This is a genomic window from Novosphingobium sp. SG919, assembly GCF_012932495.1.
GTDB classification, from domain to species: domain Bacteria; phylum Pseudomonadota; class Alphaproteobacteria; order Sphingomonadales; family Sphingomonadaceae; genus Novosphingobium; species Novosphingobium rhizosphaerae.
This window is the reverse complement of sequence record NZ_JABCNG010000002.1, coordinates 35,552-54,492: the sequence shown is the minus strand read 5'-3', so window position 1 is coordinate 54,492 and position 18,941 is coordinate 35,552. Positions and strand designations below refer to the sequence as shown.

Below are 18,941 nucleotides of genomic sequence, written 5' to 3'. Positions count from 1 at the left end.
GCGCTATCACAACAAGTGCCGCGCGAGCGACGCGGCCAGCAACAACGCAAAGACGCAACGACACGGGAAGGGACCGTTTGCATGAAGGCCAAGGCACGTACTTTCACGCTCGCGCTGCTACTGCAGGCTGGCTGCGCGCTTCCCGCGCTGGCCGCCCCCCTGGCCGTGCTCGATCGCAACGGCGCGGCCGTGAGCATCGAACCATATGCGCCCAATATCGTGCGCGTCACTATCGCCACCGATCCCGACCTCGTCCGCGCGGGCCCGGGTGAAGGCCCCAATGCCAAGCCCGATGCGGCGGGGTGGACGCGCGCCAGCGAGAACGGGGCCGACGTGTTCCGCTCCGGCGACCTGGAAGTGCGCGTGGATGCGCAGCCCTGGCCCAAGGCGCCCACGATGATGGAGCGCTATTTCGCGCCCTCGCTGCCCAATGTCACGATCGGCTTCGGCCGTCCCGGCGGCGCTGCGCTGACCCGCATGAACGGCTGGGAAATGAGCCCGCACGACGTGGCGGGCGAGCATACGTTCCGCGTCGGGGCCAGTTTCTCGACCACTGCGGACGAGCATTTCTGGGGCCTGGGCCAGAACCAGCAGGGCTTTGCCGACTTGCGCGGGCGCACCATCGATTGCCGCCACAATTACGACGCGCCCGAGGGCGAAAGCGTCTGCGTGCCGTTCATGGTGACGAGCAAAGGCTATGGCATCGTCTGGGACAATCCCTCGGCCACCACGGTTTCGGCCGGGGTCAATGGCAAGACCCGCTGGCAATCCAACGTGGGCGAACGGGTCAGCTTTTTCCTGATCACGGGCAAGACCACCGACGAGATCTATGCCGGCTATGCCCGCCTGACCGGGGCCACGCCACTGCCGCCCAAGGCCGCGCTGGGCCTGATCCAATCCAAGGCGCGCTATGAGACGCAGGCCGAACTGCTCGATATCGCCAAGGGCTATCGTGCGCGCAACCTGCCGCTCGATGTCATGGTGCTCGACTGGTTCTATTGGACCGCGCTGGGCAACCTCGATATCGATCGCGCGGCCTTTCCCGATCCCAAGGGCATGAACGCCCAGCTCAATGCCATGGGCATGCGCTCGCTGATCAGCGTGTGGCCGCGTTTCGAAAAGGTTTCCAAGAACTTCGACATGCTGGCCGCCAAGGGCTGGCTGCTGCACGACAAGGACGGCAAGCCGGTCGATGGTCTGCCGATCCGCGCCGATCGCGCCGGTGCCCTGATCGACCCCACCGTGCCGGCCGCGCGCAAGTGGTTCTGGAGCCAGGTGCGCGACAATATCCTGAGCCAGGGCTTCGACTGGACCTGGCTGGACGAGACCGAGCCGGATCTGGTGCCCGACGGCTATTTCTATTCGATCGGCTCGGGCGACCGCTATCACAACCTGTTCCCGCTGCTGCATACGCAGAGCGTGGCCGAAGGGTCTGCGCAGGACCGCCCCGACAAGCGCAACCTGATCCTGTGCCGCGCGGCGTACCTGGGGGCGCAGCGCAATGGCTGCCTGTTCTGGTCGAGCGACGTGGACGCAACCTGGGAAGCCCTGCAGCGCCAGATTCCCACCGGCATCAACGCTGCGGCTTCGGGCCTGACGTATTGGAGCAGCGACACCGGTGGCTGGCAGTGGCCGGGCGGCGCGGGCGAAGCCACGACCGCGCCGTTGGTCGATCCGGCCGGAGCCACGGCCATGGCGCCCGATTACAAGGACTATCCCGAACTGTTCGTGCGCTGGTTCCAGTACAACGCCTTTACCCCCACGTTGCGCATCCATGGCCAGCGGCCGGGCACCGCGCTGTGGCAATATGGCCCTGCGGCCGAGGCGATCCTGGCCGACACGCTGCGCCTGCGCTATGCCTTGCTGCCTTACACCTATGCCGCCGCGCGCCATGCCTATGACACGGGTGCGCCGATCATGCGCGGGCTGTTCATGGATTTTCCGGGCGATGCCCAGGCCCTGGCCGTGAAGGACCAGTACATGTTCGGCCCCGCGTTCCTGGTGGCGCCGGTCACGAAGCAGGGCCAGACGCACCGGCCGGTCTATCTGCCCGGCGGCACGGACTGGTATGACTGGTGGACCGGACGCAAGTTCAGCGGCGGCCAGACGATCGAGGCGGATGCGCCGATCGCGCATATTCCGCTGTTCGTGCGCGCGGGCAGCGTGGTGCCGCTGGGCACGCCGATCCTGTCCACCGCCGAAAAGCAAGGCATCGCCAAATTGCGCGTGTTCGCCGGGGCGGATGGCGAAGCCATGCTTTATGATGACAATGGTATCACAAACGACTATAAATCATCTTCATCTGGCAAGACCATTTTGCACTGGAACGACAAAGCCGGCAATCTGGAATGGCCGCAAGGTGTGGGCAGGGGTGCTCGCCCCCCGATCGAGGTGATACACGGATGACGCAACGAACCCTGATGGCGAGCCGGCGAACCATGCTCAGCGGCAGCGCCGCCGCCCTCGCTCTCGGGGGCATTTCCAAAGCGCAAGGCAGAAAAGCCGGCACGCTCAAGGCCGACTGGAACACGCTGGCCGATGGCTACCGCGTGCCGGCGTGGTTTGGCGACGCGCGCTTTGGCATCTGGGCGCATTGGGGGCCGCAATGCCAGCCCGAACGCGGCGACTGGTATGGCCGGTCGATGTATATTCCGGGCACGCCGGCCTATAAGCATCACGTCAAGACTTATGGCCATCCGGCCGACCATGGCTTTATCGACGTGATCGGCCAATGGCGTGGCGAGCATTGGGACCCTGATTTCCTGGTGCGCCGCTACAAGGCGGCAGGTGCGCGCTATTTCATGGCGATGGCCTGTCACCACGACAATCTCGACCTGTTTGCCAGCGATCACCACGCGTGGAACAGCACGCGCGTGGGCCCCAAGCGCGATTTGATCGCCGGCTGGGAAAAGGCCGCGCGCAGCCAGGGCCTGAAATTCGGTGTATCCAACCATGCCAGCCATGCCTGGCACTGGTGGCAGACGGCCTATGGCTATGACGCGGAAGGGCCGCGCGCCGGGCAGCGCTATGACGCGTGGAAGCTGCGCAGCAAGGATGGTCAGGGCACCTGGTGGCAGGGGCTTGATCCGCAGGCGCTCTATACCGGCCCCAACATGGCCCCGCCCGATGGCATCACCACCGAGGCCGCAATGGGCAAGTGGCACGATGCCAACGACGGGCAGTGGCTGGAAAACATTCCGCCCACCAATCCCGCCTTTGCCGCGCGCTGGCTGGCGCGGCAAAAGAACCTGGTGGAGCGCTATCGCCCCGACATGGTCTATTTCGACGATTACAGCCTGCCGTTCGGGCAGTACGGGCTCGATGCGTTGGCGCATTACTACAACCAGGCGACGGCCTGGCACGGCGCGCCCGACGTGGTGCTGACCGCCAAGCGCCTGAGCGATGACCAGCAACGCGCGGTGGTGGAAGACGTGGAGCGCGGCTTTGCTGCCGACATCCGCCCGCGCCCCTGGCAGACCTGCACCTGCATCGGCGATTGGCATTACAACCGCGACCGGTTCGAGCAGAAATCTTATGTGCCAGCCCACCAGGTGATCCAGCGCCTGCTCGACGTGGTATCGAAGAACGGCAACCTCCTGCTGTCGATCCCCCTGCGCGGCGATGGCACGTATGATGGCGAGGAAGACAAGATCCTGGACGGGATCACGGCGTGGATGGCCGTGCATGGCGACGCGATGATCCACGGCAGCCGCCCGTGGCGCCGCTATGGCGAAGGGCCGACCAAGCTGGACACCGGCCTGATGGCCGAAGACAAGGCCGGCGCGTTCACCGCACAGGACATTCGTTTCACCACCAAGGGCGGCGCGCTGTTTGCCGCGATGCTGGTGTGGCCCGAAGCGCCCGTGCGCATCGCATCGCTGCCGCGCGCGCAGGGGCAGGTCGTCTCGGCCCGCCTGCTGGGCGGCGGGGCAGTGCCGTTCCGCCAGGATGACGATGGATTGACTGTGACGTTGCCGCCGCGTCCGACTGGCGGGATCGTGCCAGTGGTGCAACTGGACGGGCCGGGGCTGGTGCGCGGCGCTTAAGGATAAGACGCGATCTCGATCAGGTTGCCATCGGGGTCGCGCACATAGACCGAACGGATCGGGCCGCGCGCGCCCGCCCTGGTCACCGGGCCAAGTTCCACCGCGACGCCGTGCCGGGCCAGATCGGCGATCACGGCTTCCGGGCTTTGCTGGGTGAGAAAGCACAAATCGTCGCTGCCCGGACAGGGCGAAAGGCCGGTAAACCAGTCTTCCTGCGTGGCCGTGATCGGGCGCAGGTTGATCTTGTTGTGGCCGAAATGCATTGCCGTGCGGGTGGCGCCGCCGGGCGCGGCACGATCTTCGCGCGCCATGCCCAGCACCTGGCCATACCAGCGGGCAGCGACGTCCACGTCGCGAACGTTGAGCACGATGTGGTCAAAGGCATCGACAAGCGGCATGGGCGTGGCTCCGGCAGCGAAAGAATGGCCCTGTCCCAACGTGGCGCGCCGCGCAAGGTTGCCACGATCTTAGGCTGCGCTGCGCCGTGCCACCGGCCAGGTCAAGGCGAGCAAGGCTGCGCCGCCAAGGCATAGCACGCCGTCGATCGGCCCGAGGCCGACCGTGGCCGCATGGACAAGGCCGAGTGCGACCAGCCCGGCCCCCAGCGCGCGGCGCAGGCCTACAGCCAGTCTGGCGCCGTCGATGCGGACCAGCGCCGCGCCCGCCACGATGGCGATCGTCAGAACGAGCCAGGTGATGGGCAAAGGTGCGCGGGGTGCCACCATGGCGATCATGGCCGTGACCATCAGCGCCAGCGGCTGGCCCCAGCACACGGCGGCCCAGATGCGTTCCCACTGCGGCGCCGCGCGGCCGCGATCGCGCCGCCGCGCCAGCCAGATGGTCACCCCGCTGGACGTGACGACGCACAGCGCCAGCCCCAGCAGGCCATAGGCCACACGCACCGCCGCGCCGCCGAACCAGCCGAAGTGCACCTGGCCGATGCCGCCCAGCACTTTGGTGCCGAGCGCGAGATCGGCGGGATGTTCTTCGGCCAGCACCGTGCCACGCGCGTCGAACTGCACTTCGTCTTGCGGCACCAGCAGGCGTGGCCGGGCGCTGTTGACCGTGATGCGCATGTCGGCGCGGCCGTGGCGCGCGATCGACACGGTCTGGGGCGCGGCCTCAGGTGTCCTGGCGCGCGCGATCGCCAGCAGGGCGGCGATATCGGGCATCGGCACGGCCCGCGCGTCTGCCGGCGGGGGCGGATCGATGAACAGGCCATAGACCTTTTGCGTGTCGCCCCGATAGAGCAACAGCGCCAGCGCGGCGACGATCAGCGTGCTCAGCCCCAGGAGCGCACCGGTGAGCGCGAGGGTAAAATGAAAAGGCAGCGCCCATACGCCCAGGCGGTTGTGCAAGTCTGCTTCCTGCAACCGGCGCGATCCGCCCAGCCGCAGGTGAAACGCATCGCGCACCACGCGCGGGTGGGCAAGAATGCCCGACACCAGCGAAGACAGCAGCGCGACGCCGGTAAGCCCGACGATGAACCCGCCCCAACTGCGCGGCAGATGGAGATTGACGTGGAGGTGGAGCAGAAATTCGGTCCACGGCGCATCCATTGGTACGAGCGCGCCATCGGGCGCCACGGCCCAGGTCTGCTCTGCGCGCTTGTTGCCATAGGCCATCAGCGTGGCGCCGGCCCTGGCCGGGCCCGGCAGGCTGAGCGAGAGTGTGGCATCGGGCGCGGCCTGGCGTTCGGCCAGCAACACGGCGCGCCCGGCGGCGCGATCCGACAGGCTCGGCACCACGGGTGCCTGGGGTACTTCCCAATGCTGCAGATCGGGCGAAAACACCACCAGCGTGCCGGTGAGACAGACCAGGTAGATCACGGCGGCAAAGGCCAGCCCCAGCACCGAATGGCTGCTCAGCACGGCGCGCACCGTTTCGGGTGATAGCGGCCAGCGCCATTGCTTGCTGCGTGTGTTGCGCGGCGTCTGCTCGGTCATGCTGCCCCTCCCAATGCGGCGATGCCCAGGCCGAGTAGGCTGGTGCCGACCAGCACGGCCAGGGCCCGCAACAGGCGGCGGTCAGCCAGGGTCCAGGTCATCGCCAGGCCCCACAGCACCGGCATCAGCAATCCGCTCAGCACGATGCGGGTGCGCGGATCGCCCGGCAGGTAGACCGCCACGCACAACGCCACGGCGAGCGCCGCGACCATGCCCAACGGCCCGGCGAGCAGGGCGCGCAGCACGCCGCGCCACACGCGGCCTGGTTGTTCCAGCGGTTCCGGCGCAGCTTCCCCGGCGCGCGGGCGCGCGGCCTTGCGCTGCACCCGGCCCTGCCAGACAACACCCAGCGCGCCGATCGCCTGCATGGCGAGGGCAAGGGCCATGCCCTTGACCGGGCCAAAGGCCAGGATCGCCAGCGCCAGGGCAATGGCCGGCAGGCCCCATCCAGCAGCCACCAGCGCCGGGGCCATGCCATCGCGCCGTTGCCAGGATCGCCGCAACAGCGCCGCCCCCGCCGCGCCCGTGGCCAATAGCGCCAGGCTTGCCGGCGCGATCACCAGTGCAGCCCCGCGCCGACGCCGAACGTCTGTGGATCGCCCAGGATCGCCAGGCCCGCCGCGGTATAGTTGTACTGCCGGTATTTGGCGTTCAGCAGATTGCGTGCAAAGACGAACAGATTCCAATGGTCGGCCTGATAGCCGATCTGGCCGTTGACCACGGTGCGCCCGCCGACGCGCGAACTGGCCTGGCTCTGGCCCACCCCGGTGAACACCGCGCTGCGATAGTTGGCGTTGAGATTGCCGCTGATGGGGCCGCGGCGGGCATTCACCCCCGCCGCCAGCGTCCAGCGCGGGGCATAGGGAAATTCGGTGCCATCGAGTTTGAGAGAACTCGTCGCCCCGGTGGGCAGGGTGAAATCATCGAAACGGGTGCGCGTATGCCCGACCGACGCATAGAGATCGACCGCTGGCGAAAGCCGGCCGCTGGCCTCGATTTCAAAGCCATAGAGATGCGAACTGGCCGCGTTGACAGTGTTGTAATCGTAGTTGTTGTCGCTGAAATAGGCGATGACCTGCTGGTTCTTCCACGTCATGTAGAACGCATTGGCGTTGATCAGCAGTTTGCCACCGAACCACTTGGACCGCAGCGATCCCTCGTAATTCCAGCTGAATTCGGGATTGTAGGGCACCAGGGTGGCGCGTGCCGGGTTCTGGCTCGACCCACCCGAACGATAGGCGCGCTGCACGGTAAAGGCGGTGGTCAGGCGCGGCGTCCAGTCCATGCTGATCCCCGCCTTGGGCAGGAAGGCGTGGAACGTGCGCGTGTTGGAGGCCATCGCCGAACTGGCATCGTCCACCAGGCCCAGTACGCCGCTGTTCACCGCCGCAACCAGCGGGGCATAGCGCGTGCCAAGGAAATTGACGTCAGGCAGCGTGCCGGTGAACGTGGCCTGGGTTTGCGCGGCATAGCGGTTGCGTTCGCGGTCGAGGCGGAAACCACCGATTAGCGTCAACCGGTCAGCCACCTTGAAGCGCGCGTCGCCGAACACGGCCATCGTTTCCACCCGTTCCGGCTGGTACGAGGTGTAGGCGACCGGAATGACGGGCAGAGCCTGGGCATAAGCGGCGGCGATGGTCCCGGCGGCCGTGGCGCCGACATAGGGCGTCAGCAGGCTGGTGATCGTGCCGGTGGGCGTGGTCACATTGACCTGGCTGTTGGCATCGAGCGCGCCGGTGCGGCGATAGTACCAGGCCCCGAGCAGGCCGCTCAGGCGATCGTCTTCGTAATTGAGGCGAAGTTCCTGCGTCAGCGTCTTGTAGCGATAATGGTTGTCGATCGCCGACAGGTTGACGGGCGTACCGTCGGAATCGGCGAGCGAGCGCACATCCGACCGGTTCCACGAGGTGGCGCTGGACAGCTTGAGATGATCGGTCAGCCGATAGCCGAGCTGCACCACGGCAATGTCGCTGGCCACCCATCCCCGGTTGGGCTGATCAGAGGTGGACGTGCGGTTATCATAGTAATCGGCCACGTCGGTGCGGGCATATTGGTAGAGATAGCCACCTTCGCGGCGCACGCGGTTGTAGCTGGCCGTTGCCTCGAAGCCGGGCAGGGCGGTGGGCGTCCACTTCAGCTTGCCGCGCAGGTTGAGCGATTGCATGGCATCATCATAGCCGCCGCGCGTGATGTTGCGGATCACGCCACGGTTGGCGCGGCGCTCGGCCGAGAGGCGCAGGCCAAGTTCGTCGGTGATGATCGGGCCACCCACGGCCGCCGAAAAGGTGCGGTCGTTGCGGTCGGTCCACAAGACGCGCGCGTCACCGGTCCAGCTTTCGAGCGATGGGTCCTTGGTGGTTATGACAATGCCGCCCGCCATCGCATTGAGGCCTTGGATCGTCGATTGCGGCCCGCGCAGCACTTCCACCTGCTGTACATCCCACAGATCGGTGGGGCCGCCATAGAGCGCCTGGCGCGAGACCGGCGCGCCATCGACATAGACCGTTGCAGTATCGGATTGCCCGCCCCCGCCAACGCCCGAATTGGTGATGCCGCGAATGGTAAAGCCGGCCGCACCATAGGTGTCGGAAAGATTCGCGGTGCGCGCATAGACATCCTGGATCGACAGCAACGTTTCGCGCGCGATCTTGTCCGCAGCGGTCACGGCGATGCTGGTCGGCGTGTGCTGCAAGGTGCGCGCCGCCTTTTCCCCCGTGACGACGATTTCGCCGGGCGCGAACGCCGGCGGCGCCGCCGGCTCTTCGGCACGCGCAGCGGTGGGGATGGCAAGCGCGGCGAGTGCGCCACCGGCGAGCAAGGCGTGAATACGGATCAAAGAAGCCTCCCTGTTACGGTCCGGCTCCTGACGCGAATAGTAATGAGAGTCAATCGCAATAAACCAAGGGCGGAAAATTCCGTGGTGCCGGATGTTTAGCCTCTTGGCGTGGCGCCGGCGGATTTCTGTGTGACCTCCGCGCGCTCGCACACATCGCACGACAGCCAAAATATCATATAATCATATAATATGACTATTCGACGGTCGCCGGTTGCCGTAGTCTGCTGCCATGTCGATTCTGGACAACTTGTTGGCGGATTCGCTCCGACCGCGGCGCAACAACCATCTCGCCAGCCGCGGCGGCGTGCAGCCGTTGCGCAACAGCCATGATCATGTCGTTGCAGCGCTCGGCAGCGCGATCGTATCGGGCACCTTTGCCCAGGGCGCCCATCTCCCCGGTGAGGACGCATTGCTTGCCCGCTTCACGGTTTCGCGCACGGTGCTGCGCGAAGCGCTCAAGACGCTTGCCGCCAAGGGCCTGATCGTCTCGCGCACGCGGGTGGGCACCCGCGTCCTGCCGCGCCAGCACTGGAACCTGTTCGATACCGACGTGCTTTCCTGGCATGTGGTCGAAGGTGTCGAGAGCAGCCTGCGCGCCGAATTGACCGACTTTCGCTTTGCCATCGAGCCGGCCGCCGCAGCCTTGGCCGCGCGGCATGCCACGGCCGGGCAGATCGCGCAGATGCGCGAGCTGGTCGCTGCGATGGCCGCCGCGCAGGATTCGCGCCTGGCCTTTGCCCAGGCGGACCTGGCGCTTCACCAGTTGATCGGCCAGGCATCGGGCAACCGCCTGATGGCCGGGACCGGAGCCGTGATCGAGACGGCGCTGTTCGCCTCGTTCACGTTGAGTTCGCCGGTGGACGACCGGGCCGACCACGCCGCGAGCGTGCGCGGCCACGCGGCCATTGTCGAAGCCATTGCCGCGCGCGACGGCGTCGCTGCGGCAGAGGCTGTGCGCGGGGTGATCCGCCACGGCCAGGAGAGGATCGACGCTGTCGAACAGCGCCAAGGGGAGATCAAAAAACATGAACGATAGCCTTTCCCGCCGCGCCCTGCTGGCGGGGACTTCGGCCACGGCCGGCACGCTGCTGCTGCCGGGGGGCGCCAAGGCCACGGCGCGCGGTGCGCGCGACGCGGTCGCGCCCTTTCGCACGCCCTACAAACTGGGCCGCCTGGTTCTGGGCGGGTCCAAGGTGGCCGGCAGCTTTGATGAAAAGGCGGTCGATTGCCCGTTCGTGTTCCGGCACGATGGCCGCTTCTATCTGACCTATGTGGGCTTTGACGGCACCGGCTATCAAACCGGCATCGCCGTGTCCGACGATCTGGTGCATTGGCAGCGCCAGGGCGTGATCCTGGCGCGCGATCCCCAGGATCCGGTGACGCGGTTCAACGTGGCATCGGCGTCGATCCTGCGGGAAACCGCGATGGACGCGCCGGGCGCGCTGATCAAGGTGAACGGCGAATATGTCTGCGCCTGGCACGCCTATCCCAGTCCCGGTTATGAAGAGGGGGCGGCGGTGATCGGCCTGGCGTTCAGCCGCGATCTCAAGACCTGGCGGCGCGGCCCGCCGATCTTGCGCTCGGAAGACGGCGCCCCGTGGGAGCGCGGCGGGTTGTACAAGCCCTACCTGGTCAAGCATGGCGACCAGTTCCTGCTCTACTATAACGCCAAGACCGCCGAGAAGGACTGGCACGAACAGACCGGGGTGGCGGTTTCGTCGGACCTCAAGACCTGGCGCCGCCATCCGGGCAATCCGATCCTGCGCAACGGCGCACCGCCGGCACCGGATTCGCGGTTTGCCAGCGATCCGGTGGTGATGACGCACCAGGGCAAGTGGGTGATGTTCTACTTCGGCCTGTCGGGAACGGACTTCAAGGCGCGCGAACTGCTGGCGATCGGCGACGATCCGTTCACCTTCCGCAAGGTGGACGAAGTGCTGGTCAATGTCGGCAAGCCGGGGTCGATCGACGATGGCTATGCCCACAAACCGTCGGTGATTGTCTGGAAGGGAGACCTCTACCACTTCTATACCGCAGTGGGCGGGCCCTATCCCAACGATGTGCGGGGCATTTCGGTGTGCCGCTCGCGCCCCTGGGGTTGACCTGAAGCCTGGCGGCGCGCCAGCGATCGGGCGCGCTGCCGGGGTCACGGCACTTGCGCCACCAGCACGCCGTGCCCGCCCAGTTGCCCGCTGTCCAGGCGGCCGACCAGTGCTTTGGCACCGGCGGGCAGGGTGAGCGGCCGGGCGGCATCGGCATGATTGATCGCGATCAGTAAAGTGCGCCCTGCGCCGCGGCGCAGCCCGATTTCCACGTCCGCCGCTGCCCCCGGCACGATCGGCGCGACGCCCGCCTGCGTCACGAGCAGGCCGGCCAGGCGCGAGAGTGCATCGGGTTCGAGCCAGGCGCCGACATAGACCACGCGCCCGCGCCCGACCTTGCGCGACACGACGGCCGCCTTGCCATCAAGCCAGCCGCCTGGCTGGGCATAGCGCGCCAGGATTTCCACGCCCGGCGCGTTGGGCACCAGTGCCTCGGCCCAGATCGCGGCCTTGGCTTCACCCAGTGGACCGGTCAGCGCAACCGTGCCGTCCTGGACATAGAACTGTTCGACATGGGCGCCGAGCAGATCGCGCAAGGGGCCAGGCTGGCGCGCGTCCCACAAGGCGTTGGCATCGTCCTTCTGGCCGGTGCGCGGGCCAAGCACGAGCGTGCCGCCGTTGCGCACATAGGCGGCGAGGTGCTGTGCCTCGGGCGCGGTGAGCACGTTGAGGCTGGGCGCCACCACCAGGCGATAGCGGGCCAGGTCCGCCATGGGCGAAACCACCGCCGCCCCTTGCGCGGCGATGCGGAACGGGCGGTAGAAATCGGTGAACTGGCGGATCGGATCGAAATCCTTGTGCATGCGCTGGAGATCGATTGCCCAGCGGCTGTCATAGGAAAAGAGAAAGGCCATGTCCGTCACCGGATCGGTGCCGGCCAGCGCCTTTGAGGCCTGGGCCAGTTCGCCACCCAGGCCGGCGATTTCCGCAAAGACCGGCGCCGGTGTGCCATCGGGCGCCAAAAGCGCGCCATAGTTGGTTTCCTGTCCATTGGGGGCGGGGCGGAATTCCCAATAGAGAATGGCGTCGGCGCCGTGCTGCACCGCTTGCCAGCCCATCTCGCGCACTTGGCCCGGCCGCATCGCGCGGTTGACCGGCACCCAATCGATCCGCCCGGCCTGCGTTTCCATCAGCCAGAAGTTCTTCTGCTTGTAGCCGCGCACCAGATCGTGATCGGCGCCGTTGCCGATCCAGTCCGGCTCGGCATCCTGGATGTAATTGTCCCAGGCCGCGATATCGAGGCCCTGGTGCAAGGCGAAATGATCGAAACCGTCGTTCCAGAACATCGTGTTGGTGGTGATGAACTGGCGTGGATCGGCCAAGCTGCGGATCGCATCGGCCTGGTTCATGACGTAGCTGGTCCAGGTGGCGGTCAGGAAATGGCGGAAATCGAGCAGCAGGCCGGGGTTCTGCTGGCCGGCCAGGTGCATGGGCACTTGGTCGAACCGCTGGTAGCTCTGGCTCCAATAGGCCGTGGCCCAGCGCTGGTTCAACGTGTCGATCGTGCCATAGCGCTGTGCCAGGAACGCGTGCCACAGCTTGGCCGCTTCGGGATCGAACGAGGGCAGGCCGATTTCGTTGTCGATCTGCCAGCCGATCACGGTGGGATTGTGGCCATAGCGGCGGGCCATTTCCGTGGCGATCCGCCGGGCGAACTGGCGATAGCGCGGGCTGGCGAACGAGAAATGCCGGCGGCCGCCGTGGCCGGCGCGGGTGCCATCTTCATCTACGCGCAGAATATCGGGATAGCGTTCGCTCATCCAGATCGGCGGGGCGGCCGTGGGCGTGCCCAGTACCACGCGAATGCCGTGCCGTGCCGCTGCGGCAATCGCGCGATCGAGCCAGGCGAAATCGAAGCGGCCTTCGTCGGGCTCCATCCGGCTCCAGGCGAATTCGGCAATGCGCACGGTGTTGATGTGCGCCTGCTGCATCAGCGCCAGGTCAGTGTCCCAGCGGCTTTCGGGCCACTGTTCGGGATACCACGCCGTGCCAAAGGCGATGCCGGGCGCTGCGGGCAATGATGCGGCAGGCGCAGGGGCCGCGCTGGCGGACGTGGCGGCGGCGCCAAGGGGCGATAGCAACAGGCCAAGCGCCAGGATGCGGTGGGCAAAGGTGATCATGATAACCCCGTGTTTGCAGGCGGGTGGTTCAATCCTGCGGGATGGGAAAAGCGGGCTGGCGCGCCGCGGCATAGCAGGCCTCGACCAGCGCCATCGTCTGCCAGGCATCATCGACGTGGGTGGCAAGGCGGGTGTCTTCGCCGCTGGCAAAGCGTTGCAGGTTGCACATCGGACCCAGGAATGCGTCGGGAAACCAGCCGCCGGCCAGCGGCACCTGTTGCCAATCGCCGCCGCGCCGCACGATCCACAGTTCGTCTGGCTCCCCCACCGGATAATCGAGCAGCAGGCCAAGCTTAACCATCGCGGCGCCTTCGGTCCCCTCCACGCGGAAGGCGGCATCCTGGAACCGCCGCGCGAAATCGTGGTGATGGTTGATCGACAGCGTGACGCGCAGCGGCGCGGGGTAATCGAGGATGATCGTGGTGCGCGTATCGGCGAGCGGGCTGCCGGGATAGCCAAAGCCGCGCGCAAAGACGCCGCGCGGATTGCCGGCCAGCGCGCGGATCGCATCGAGGTAATGGATCGAGTGCGACACGATTTCGACGCGCGGGTTGGGCACGAGGTGCGGAAACAGGTGCCAGGGCGTAGCCAGGTTGAGATGCACTTCGATTTCCAGCAGCGTGCCCAGATTGCCGCGCGCGAGGCAGTCTGCCAGGGCCAGCATCATCGGCGCATAGCGCAACTGGAAATTGACCGCGGCCGTCTGGCCCCGCGCGTGCACCGTGCTGCGGATCGCCCGCGCGGCGTCGAGGTCAAGGCCCATGGGCTTTTGCAACAGCACTGTGGCGCCCAGCGGCAGCGCTTCCAGGATGGCAAGGTGCGCCACTGGCGGTGCGGCCACGTCGAACACGGCGTCGGCCTGTGCGGCGGCGCTGGCGAGCGTGGGATAGACATGCGCGACGCCGAATTCCGCAGCGAGGGCAGCGGCGCGGGCCTGATCGGGATCATAGACGCCGCACACCGGCAGGCCAGCCTTGCGATAGGCGGGAAGATGGGCATCGCGAGCAATGCCGCCCGTGCCGATCACCACGATCGGCCGGGGATTTGCGGGCCGATCCCATGCCTGGCGCAGCGGCGGGGCCGATGGCGCGGTCATGCCAGCGCCTCCGCCCGGCGTTGCGCCTCGGCCAGCAGATCGCCGGTCGGCCGATCGCCGGTGACCGCCTGGCCCAGGATATCGTCGATGATGTGCGAGATATCCGCCAGGCGCGTGGTGCAGGGCAACGTACGCGCGCAGGTGTGCAGCCATTCCAGGCGATGGTAATAGGGAATGGCGGCGTTGACGGCCGGATCGGCCCAGGTCGATCGCCGCGTGCCGATTGCGCCATGGGTGGTGGTGAGCAAGTCCATCTCGGGCCGGGTGCAATGCCGCATGAAATCCCAGGCCAGGTCCGGGTTGGCTGACCCGCTGCCCAGGGCCAGCACCCAGAACACGTTGAGCGAAACGGTGCCGCCGCCCGGTCCGGCCGGCAGCGGCGCCACATCGACCAGGCCGCGCACCGCGCTGTCGGGCGCGGTGTCGGCATAGGCGGCAAAGCCGAACCAGTTGGCCATCATCGCCACCTGCCCGGCGGCGAACATCATGCCCGATCGCACGCTGTCGGTGGCGCGGGCCTCGGCCGCGACCGCCTGATCGTCTCGCGCCAACGCGCGCAGGAAATCGAGCGCGGCGTGGGCCTGGGGAGAGGCGAAATCGGGCCGGCCTGCGGCCGTGAACGGCTCCCCGCCGCGCGACCAGATGTGGATGCAGAAATCGTAGAAGCCGTTGTGGCCATCGGGAAACAGCGCCAGCACCGTGCCGTTGACGCCCCGCGCGGGATCGTGCAGCCGCCGTGCGGCGGCATGGTATTGCGCCCAGGTTTGCGGCACCGCAAGGCCCGCCGCCGCGAGAAGATCCTTGCGATAGACCAGGCATTCCGGGCCATCGTGATAAGGCAGGCCCCAGACGCCGCCCGCGAACGCCTGCATCGTGGTGAGCGAGGGGCTCCACCCTTGGGGATAATCGCAGGCCGGGCGCCGGGCCATCCACGGGGCCAGGTCGGCGAGTTGGCCCATGTCCTGCGCCTGTGCCAGCCAATCGGTACACAGGAACGCGATATCATAATCCCCACGCGCCAGGCCGCCCTGCGCTATGGCGTTGTGATGCAGCGCATTGAGATCGAGCACGTCCAGTTCGATCCGGGCGCTGACGCCGGCGTGGCGCGCAAAATCGGCGAACTGGGCGGCAATCGCGCTTTCGAACGGGGCGAATTCCCGCACGGCAATGCGCAGAACGGTTTCGGTCATCGTGTTTCCCCGCGTTTGCGGTTGCCCAGGGTGTAGATCGCTGCAGCAATGATGATCACCGCCCCTTCGATGATGCCCTGGTAGTTGGCGCCCAGGTTGAGAATGTTGAACCCGTTGGTCAGGGTAAAGAGGATCAGCGCGCCCGCAACGGTCTTGATCACGCTGCCTGCCCCGCCATAGAGCGAGGTGCCGCCCAGGATCGCGGCGGCAATCACGGTCAATTCCGCGCCCTGCATCGCGGTGGGATTGATCGCGCCGAGCCGGCAGCCGAACAGGCACCCGGCAAAGCCGGCGGCCAGGCTCGACAGGACGAATGCCCCGATGCGATAGGCGCGCACATCGATGCCGGACAGGCGCGCCGCTTCGGCATTGCCGCCCACGGCCTGAAGCCGCCGCCCCATCACGGTGCGCTCCATCACGAACCAGGCTGCGGCGGTAAAGGCGATGAGATAGACCACCGGCGCGGCCACCGTGAAGCCACGCCCCAGCACGGCGGCAAGGCCGAGCAGGGCCGCCCCGGCGAGCGCTATTCCCCAGGCCCGCCGCAGCGTGGCGAGGCCAAGGGCCACCGCGCCCAGCACCAGCAGCGCCCAGAACAGCGGCACCCGCGTGCTTTCGAACGCGAGCATCTGCGCCAGCACCTGCGGATCTTCCACCATCAGCGAGCGCCCGTCGGTGACCACCAATACCAGCCCGCGCACGGCGGTCAGCGTGCCGAGCGTGACGATGAAGGCATTGATGCCCACCAGTTCGACGATCACGCCGTTGAAGATGCCGACCATCGCCGCCGTGCACAGCGCGCAGCCGAGCGCCGGAACAAAGCCGATCTGCCCGGCCAGGCCGACCAGCACCGCTGCCGCAAGTGCGGCGACCGAGGCCACGCTCAGATCGAACGCACCGGTGATCAGCATCACCGTCATGGCCACGGCCATGATGCCGACGAGCGAGGCCTGATAGGCGATATTGCCCAGGTTCGAGGGCGCGAGATAAGGCGGCAGGCCGCGACTGGCTGCCAGGGCGGCAAGAATGCCGAGCAGAACCAGCAGCGCATAGAACACGCCGGCCTGGCGCAGGCCCAGGCTCTGCCGCCAGGGTGAAGAGGCGATCATGCAGGTGCTCCATCGCAAGGCGGCGCAGTGCCGCTTGCCAAAAGGGTGAGGTCGATTTCGCTGGTCCGCGCCGGATCGGCGCAGGCCACCACCGCGCCATCGCGCATCACCAGGATGCGATCGCTCAAGGCCAGCAGTTCTGCAAAATCCGACGAGACCAGCACGACGGCGAGGCCCTGGTCGGCCAGCCGCCGCACTTGTTCGAGGATATCGATACGCGCACCGATATCGATGCCGGCAGTCGGCTCGTCCAGCAGCAGAACGCGGGTTTGCGGCGTCAGCCACTTGGCCAGCACCACTTTCTGCGCATTGCCGCCCGAAAGCGTGCCAACCGGCCGCTGCGCATCATCAGCCTTGATGCCCAGCGTGGCGATCGCATGATCGGCCCGCTGCCGTTCGGCGGCGCGGTCGATACGCCAGCCGGTGCCGGGCAGGGCGATGTTGTCGGCAATGCTGAAACCGGCCACGAAGCCCTGGCGCTTGCGGTCTTCGGGCACCAGCGCCAGGCCAGCGGCGACCGCCGCGCCGGTTTCCGCCACAACCGGCACGCCATCGACCAGCACTTGCCCGCGCGCTTGCGGATCTGCGCCGAACACGGCGTGCAGCAGTTCGCTGCGACCCGCGCCCAGCATGCCGGCGATGCCCAGGATTTCCCCCGCACGCAGATCGAACGTGGTGGGCGAAAGGCCCGCGGGCGAGGCCAGGTCGCGCACGGCCAGCCGGACCTCTGTTCCCACCTGGCGTTGCCGCCGTGCCAGCATGGCAACGTCGCGGCCGCTGATCGTGGCGGCGAGGCTGGCTTCGTCCAAGTCGCCGGTGGCGCGGTGAAGCACGTCGCAGCCATCGCGCAGGATCGTGACGTGGTCGGTCAGGGCCAGGATCTCGTCCAGGAAATGCGAGACAAATACGATCGCCTTGCCTTCCTGGTAGGCCAGGCGACGCACCACGTCATACACAGCGGCCCGGTCACTGGCGCCAAGCGAAGCGGTGGGTTCGTCCATCACCAGCACTTGCGCGCCGCCAAGCAGCGATTGCGCGATGCCGACCATCTGCCGCGCGCTGATCGGCAGGTGGGCGACAAGGGCATCTAGCGCGAAGGGATCGCCCAGCTGCGCCACCACCGCGCGGGCGCGGGCGCGCTGGTCACGGTCATGGCGCTGCCAACCCGGCGCATCCAGCAGGATGTTTTCCAGCGCGGAAAGCGTCGGCACCAGGGGGATGTGCTGGTAGAGCGTGGAAACGCCGCTGCGCCGCGCATCGGCCGGGCGCCGCCAGCGGACGGGCTGGCCCTGCCACACGATCTCGCCCTGCGTAGCAGCGGTGGCGCCGGACAGGATAGCGATCAGGGTCGATTTGCCCGCGCCGTTCGCGCCCAGCAAACCGTGCACGGCGCCCGCATGGATTTCCAGCGACGCATCGACCAGCGCCTGCGTGCCGTTGGGATAGCGCTTGGCGATATGGCGCAGCGCAAGCAGGGGGGACGCGCTCACCATTGTCCGGTGCAATCGCTGGCGGTGGCGCGGGTGACGGCGTGGATCGGATAAGTGCGAAACCGTGGCGTGCCCGGCGCGGGCGGGCGCTGCATAGCCGCAAAGGCGAGCGCGCCCAACGCCTCTGGCTGAAAGCACACCGTGCCATTGATCGCGCCGGCCTTGAGCGAGGCGATGGCGAGGCGCGAGCCGCCGATGCCGATCAGCCGCGCTTTCGAACCGGCCGCCCTGACCGCGCGCGCGCAGCCGATCACCATGTCATCGGCCTGGTTGAAGAACAGGTCGATGCGCGGATTGGCGGCAAGCATGTTCTGGCAGACGGCCTCGCCCCCTTCGGGTGTCCAGTTGCCGGGCTGGGTTGCCACGATGGCGTAGGGAATTCGCCGCGCCGCAAGGCCGGCCAGAAAGCCGCGTGTGCGCTGCTCCACTTCGGGAAAGCCGGCTGCCCCTTCGACGATGGCGATCCTGGCGGTTTGCCCGGCTGGCAAGATGTCTGCCGCCAGATCGCCCGCCGCCCGCCCGGTGGCGACCTCGTCTTGCGATACGAGCGCGGCAAGGCCCGGATAGACGTCTGTCACGGCCCGGCGGCGCGGATCGCCCACCAGCGCTGCAACCGCCACGACCGGAACGCGGGCCGCCTGGGCGCGGCCGACCCAGCCTTGCGCGACGATCGAATCCAGCGGCATGATTGCCAGGCCCTGCGGGCGCTGCGCGATCAGGTCGTCGATATCGTTGGCCTGCTTCTGGATATTGGCCTTGCCATCGAGCACGATGGCCCGGGCACCGGCCTTTTGCGCGGCCTGGCGAAACCCCTTGGCGATCGCGGCGGCGAACGGAAAGCTCATGCCCACGGTGGACAGGGCATAGCGCGCCGCGCCGGGCGGCGGGGCGGCAAGGCCGGTGTCGCCGGCATCGCCATGGCGCGCCAAGGCCACTAGCGAAAGGCTGCCCACCGCGACGATCGCGGCTGCCGCCAGCAGGGGGAGGGGGCGAACCGGGCGCACCG

The 18,941-nt window shown here is 67.4% G+C and carries 14 protein-coding genes; 4 read left to right on the top strand and 10 right to left on the bottom strand.

Annotation, left to right across the window (positions count from 1 at the left end; genetic code table 11):
• Positions 1 to 81 precede the first annotated feature (81 nt).
• Positions 82 to 2,406: a glycoside hydrolase family 31 protein gene (locus tag FHT19_RS10445; RefSeq protein WP_169475080.1), complete on the top strand. Its 2,325-nt coding sequence runs from the start codon at positions 82 to 84 to the stop codon at positions 2,404 to 2,406.
• Positions 2,403 to 4,046 (top strand): alpha-L-fucosidase, encoded by a 1,644-nt coding sequence (locus FHT19_RS10440; RefSeq protein ID WP_169475079.1) that lies wholly within the window; start codon positions 2,403 to 2,405, stop codon positions 4,044 to 4,046. The genes FHT19_RS10445 and FHT19_RS10440 overlap by 4 nt, the downstream gene beginning before the upstream one ends.
• Here the strand turns inward: FHT19_RS10440 and FHT19_RS10435 are convergent.
• From FHT19_RS10435 to FHT19_RS10420, 4 genes are all read right to left on the bottom strand, one after another.
• Positions 4,043 to 4,444: a VOC family protein gene (locus FHT19_RS10435; RefSeq protein WP_169475078.1), complete on the bottom strand. Its 402-nt coding sequence runs from the start codon at positions 4,442 to 4,444 to the stop codon at positions 4,043 to 4,045. The genes FHT19_RS10440 and FHT19_RS10435 overlap by 4 nt on opposite strands.
• Positions 4,445 to 4,513: 69 nt before the next feature.
• Complete coding sequence (locus tag FHT19_RS10430; protein ID WP_169475077.1) at positions 4,514 to 5,992, bottom strand: PepSY-associated TM helix domain-containing protein; 1,479 nt, start codon at positions 5,990 to 5,992, stop codon at positions 4,514 to 4,516.
• On the bottom strand, positions 5,989 to 6,552 hold the full coding sequence (locus FHT19_RS10425; RefSeq protein ID WP_248290398.1) for a hypothetical protein: 564 nt from the start codon (positions 6,550 to 6,552) through the stop codon (positions 5,989 to 5,991). The genes FHT19_RS10430 and FHT19_RS10425 overlap by 4 nt, the downstream gene beginning before the upstream one ends.
• Positions 6,549 to 8,828, bottom strand: coding sequence for a TonB-dependent receptor (locus FHT19_RS10420; protein ID WP_211184902.1), 2,280 nt, complete (start codon positions 8,826 to 8,828; stop codon positions 6,549 to 6,551). Before FHT19_RS10420 ends, FHT19_RS10425 begins: the two co-directional genes overlap by 4 nt.
• 229 nt (positions 8,829 to 9,057) lie before the next feature.
• Here FHT19_RS10420 and FHT19_RS10415 point away from each other — a divergent pair, with 229 nt between their 5' ends.
• Positions 9,058 to 9,864, top strand: a complete 807-nt coding sequence (locus FHT19_RS10415) for a FadR/GntR family transcriptional regulator (protein ID WP_169475076.1) — start codon at positions 9,058 to 9,060, stop codon at positions 9,862 to 9,864.
• Positions 9,854 to 10,930 carry a hypothetical protein gene (locus tag FHT19_RS10410; protein ID WP_169475075.1) on the top strand — a complete coding sequence of 359 codons (1,077 nt, stop codon included), beginning with the start codon at positions 9,854 to 9,856 and terminating at the stop codon, positions 10,928 to 10,930. The genes FHT19_RS10415 and FHT19_RS10410 overlap by 11 nt, the downstream gene beginning before the upstream one ends.
• 44 nt (positions 10,931 to 10,974) lie before the next feature.
• Here FHT19_RS10410 and FHT19_RS10405 read toward each other — a convergent pair whose 3' ends face one another.
• Genes FHT19_RS10405 through FHT19_RS10380 form a run of 6 tightly spaced genes read right to left on the bottom strand, consistent with a single transcriptional unit; the run spans position 10,975 to position 18,939 of the window.
• Positions 10,975 to 13,050, bottom strand: a complete 2,076-nt coding sequence (locus FHT19_RS10405) for a beta-galactosidase (RefSeq protein ID WP_169475074.1) — start codon at positions 13,048 to 13,050, stop codon at positions 10,975 to 10,977.
• 28 nt (positions 13,051 to 13,078) lie between these two features.
• The gene (locus tag FHT19_RS10400; RefSeq protein WP_169475073.1) at positions 13,079 to 14,146 is read right to left on the bottom strand and encodes a Gfo/Idh/MocA family oxidoreductase; all 1,068 of its coding nucleotides are present in this window, start codon (positions 14,144 to 14,146) and stop codon (positions 13,079 to 13,081) included.
• A complete protein-coding gene (locus FHT19_RS10395; RefSeq protein WP_169475072.1) occupies positions 14,143 to 15,336 on the bottom strand; it encodes an extracellular solute-binding protein in 1,194 nt (397 codons plus the stop codon). Before FHT19_RS10395 ends, FHT19_RS10400 begins: the two co-directional genes overlap by 4 nt.
• Entirely contained in the window at positions 15,333 to 16,445 is a 1,113-nt protein-coding gene (locus FHT19_RS10390; protein ID WP_169475071.1) for an ABC transporter permease, read from the bottom strand. The genes FHT19_RS10395 and FHT19_RS10390 overlap by 4 nt, the downstream gene beginning before the upstream one ends.
• A complete protein-coding gene (locus tag FHT19_RS10385; protein ID WP_248290397.1) occupies positions 16,442 to 17,935 on the bottom strand; it encodes a sugar ABC transporter ATP-binding protein in 1,494 nt (497 codons plus the stop codon). Before FHT19_RS10385 ends, FHT19_RS10390 begins: the two co-directional genes overlap by 4 nt.
• On the bottom strand, positions 17,932 to 18,939 hold the full coding sequence (locus FHT19_RS10380; RefSeq protein WP_169475069.1) for a sugar ABC transporter substrate-binding protein: 1,008 nt from the start codon (positions 18,937 to 18,939) through the stop codon (positions 17,932 to 17,934). Before FHT19_RS10380 ends, FHT19_RS10385 begins: the two co-directional genes overlap by 4 nt.
• Positions 18,940 to 18,941 lie beyond the last annotated feature (2 nt).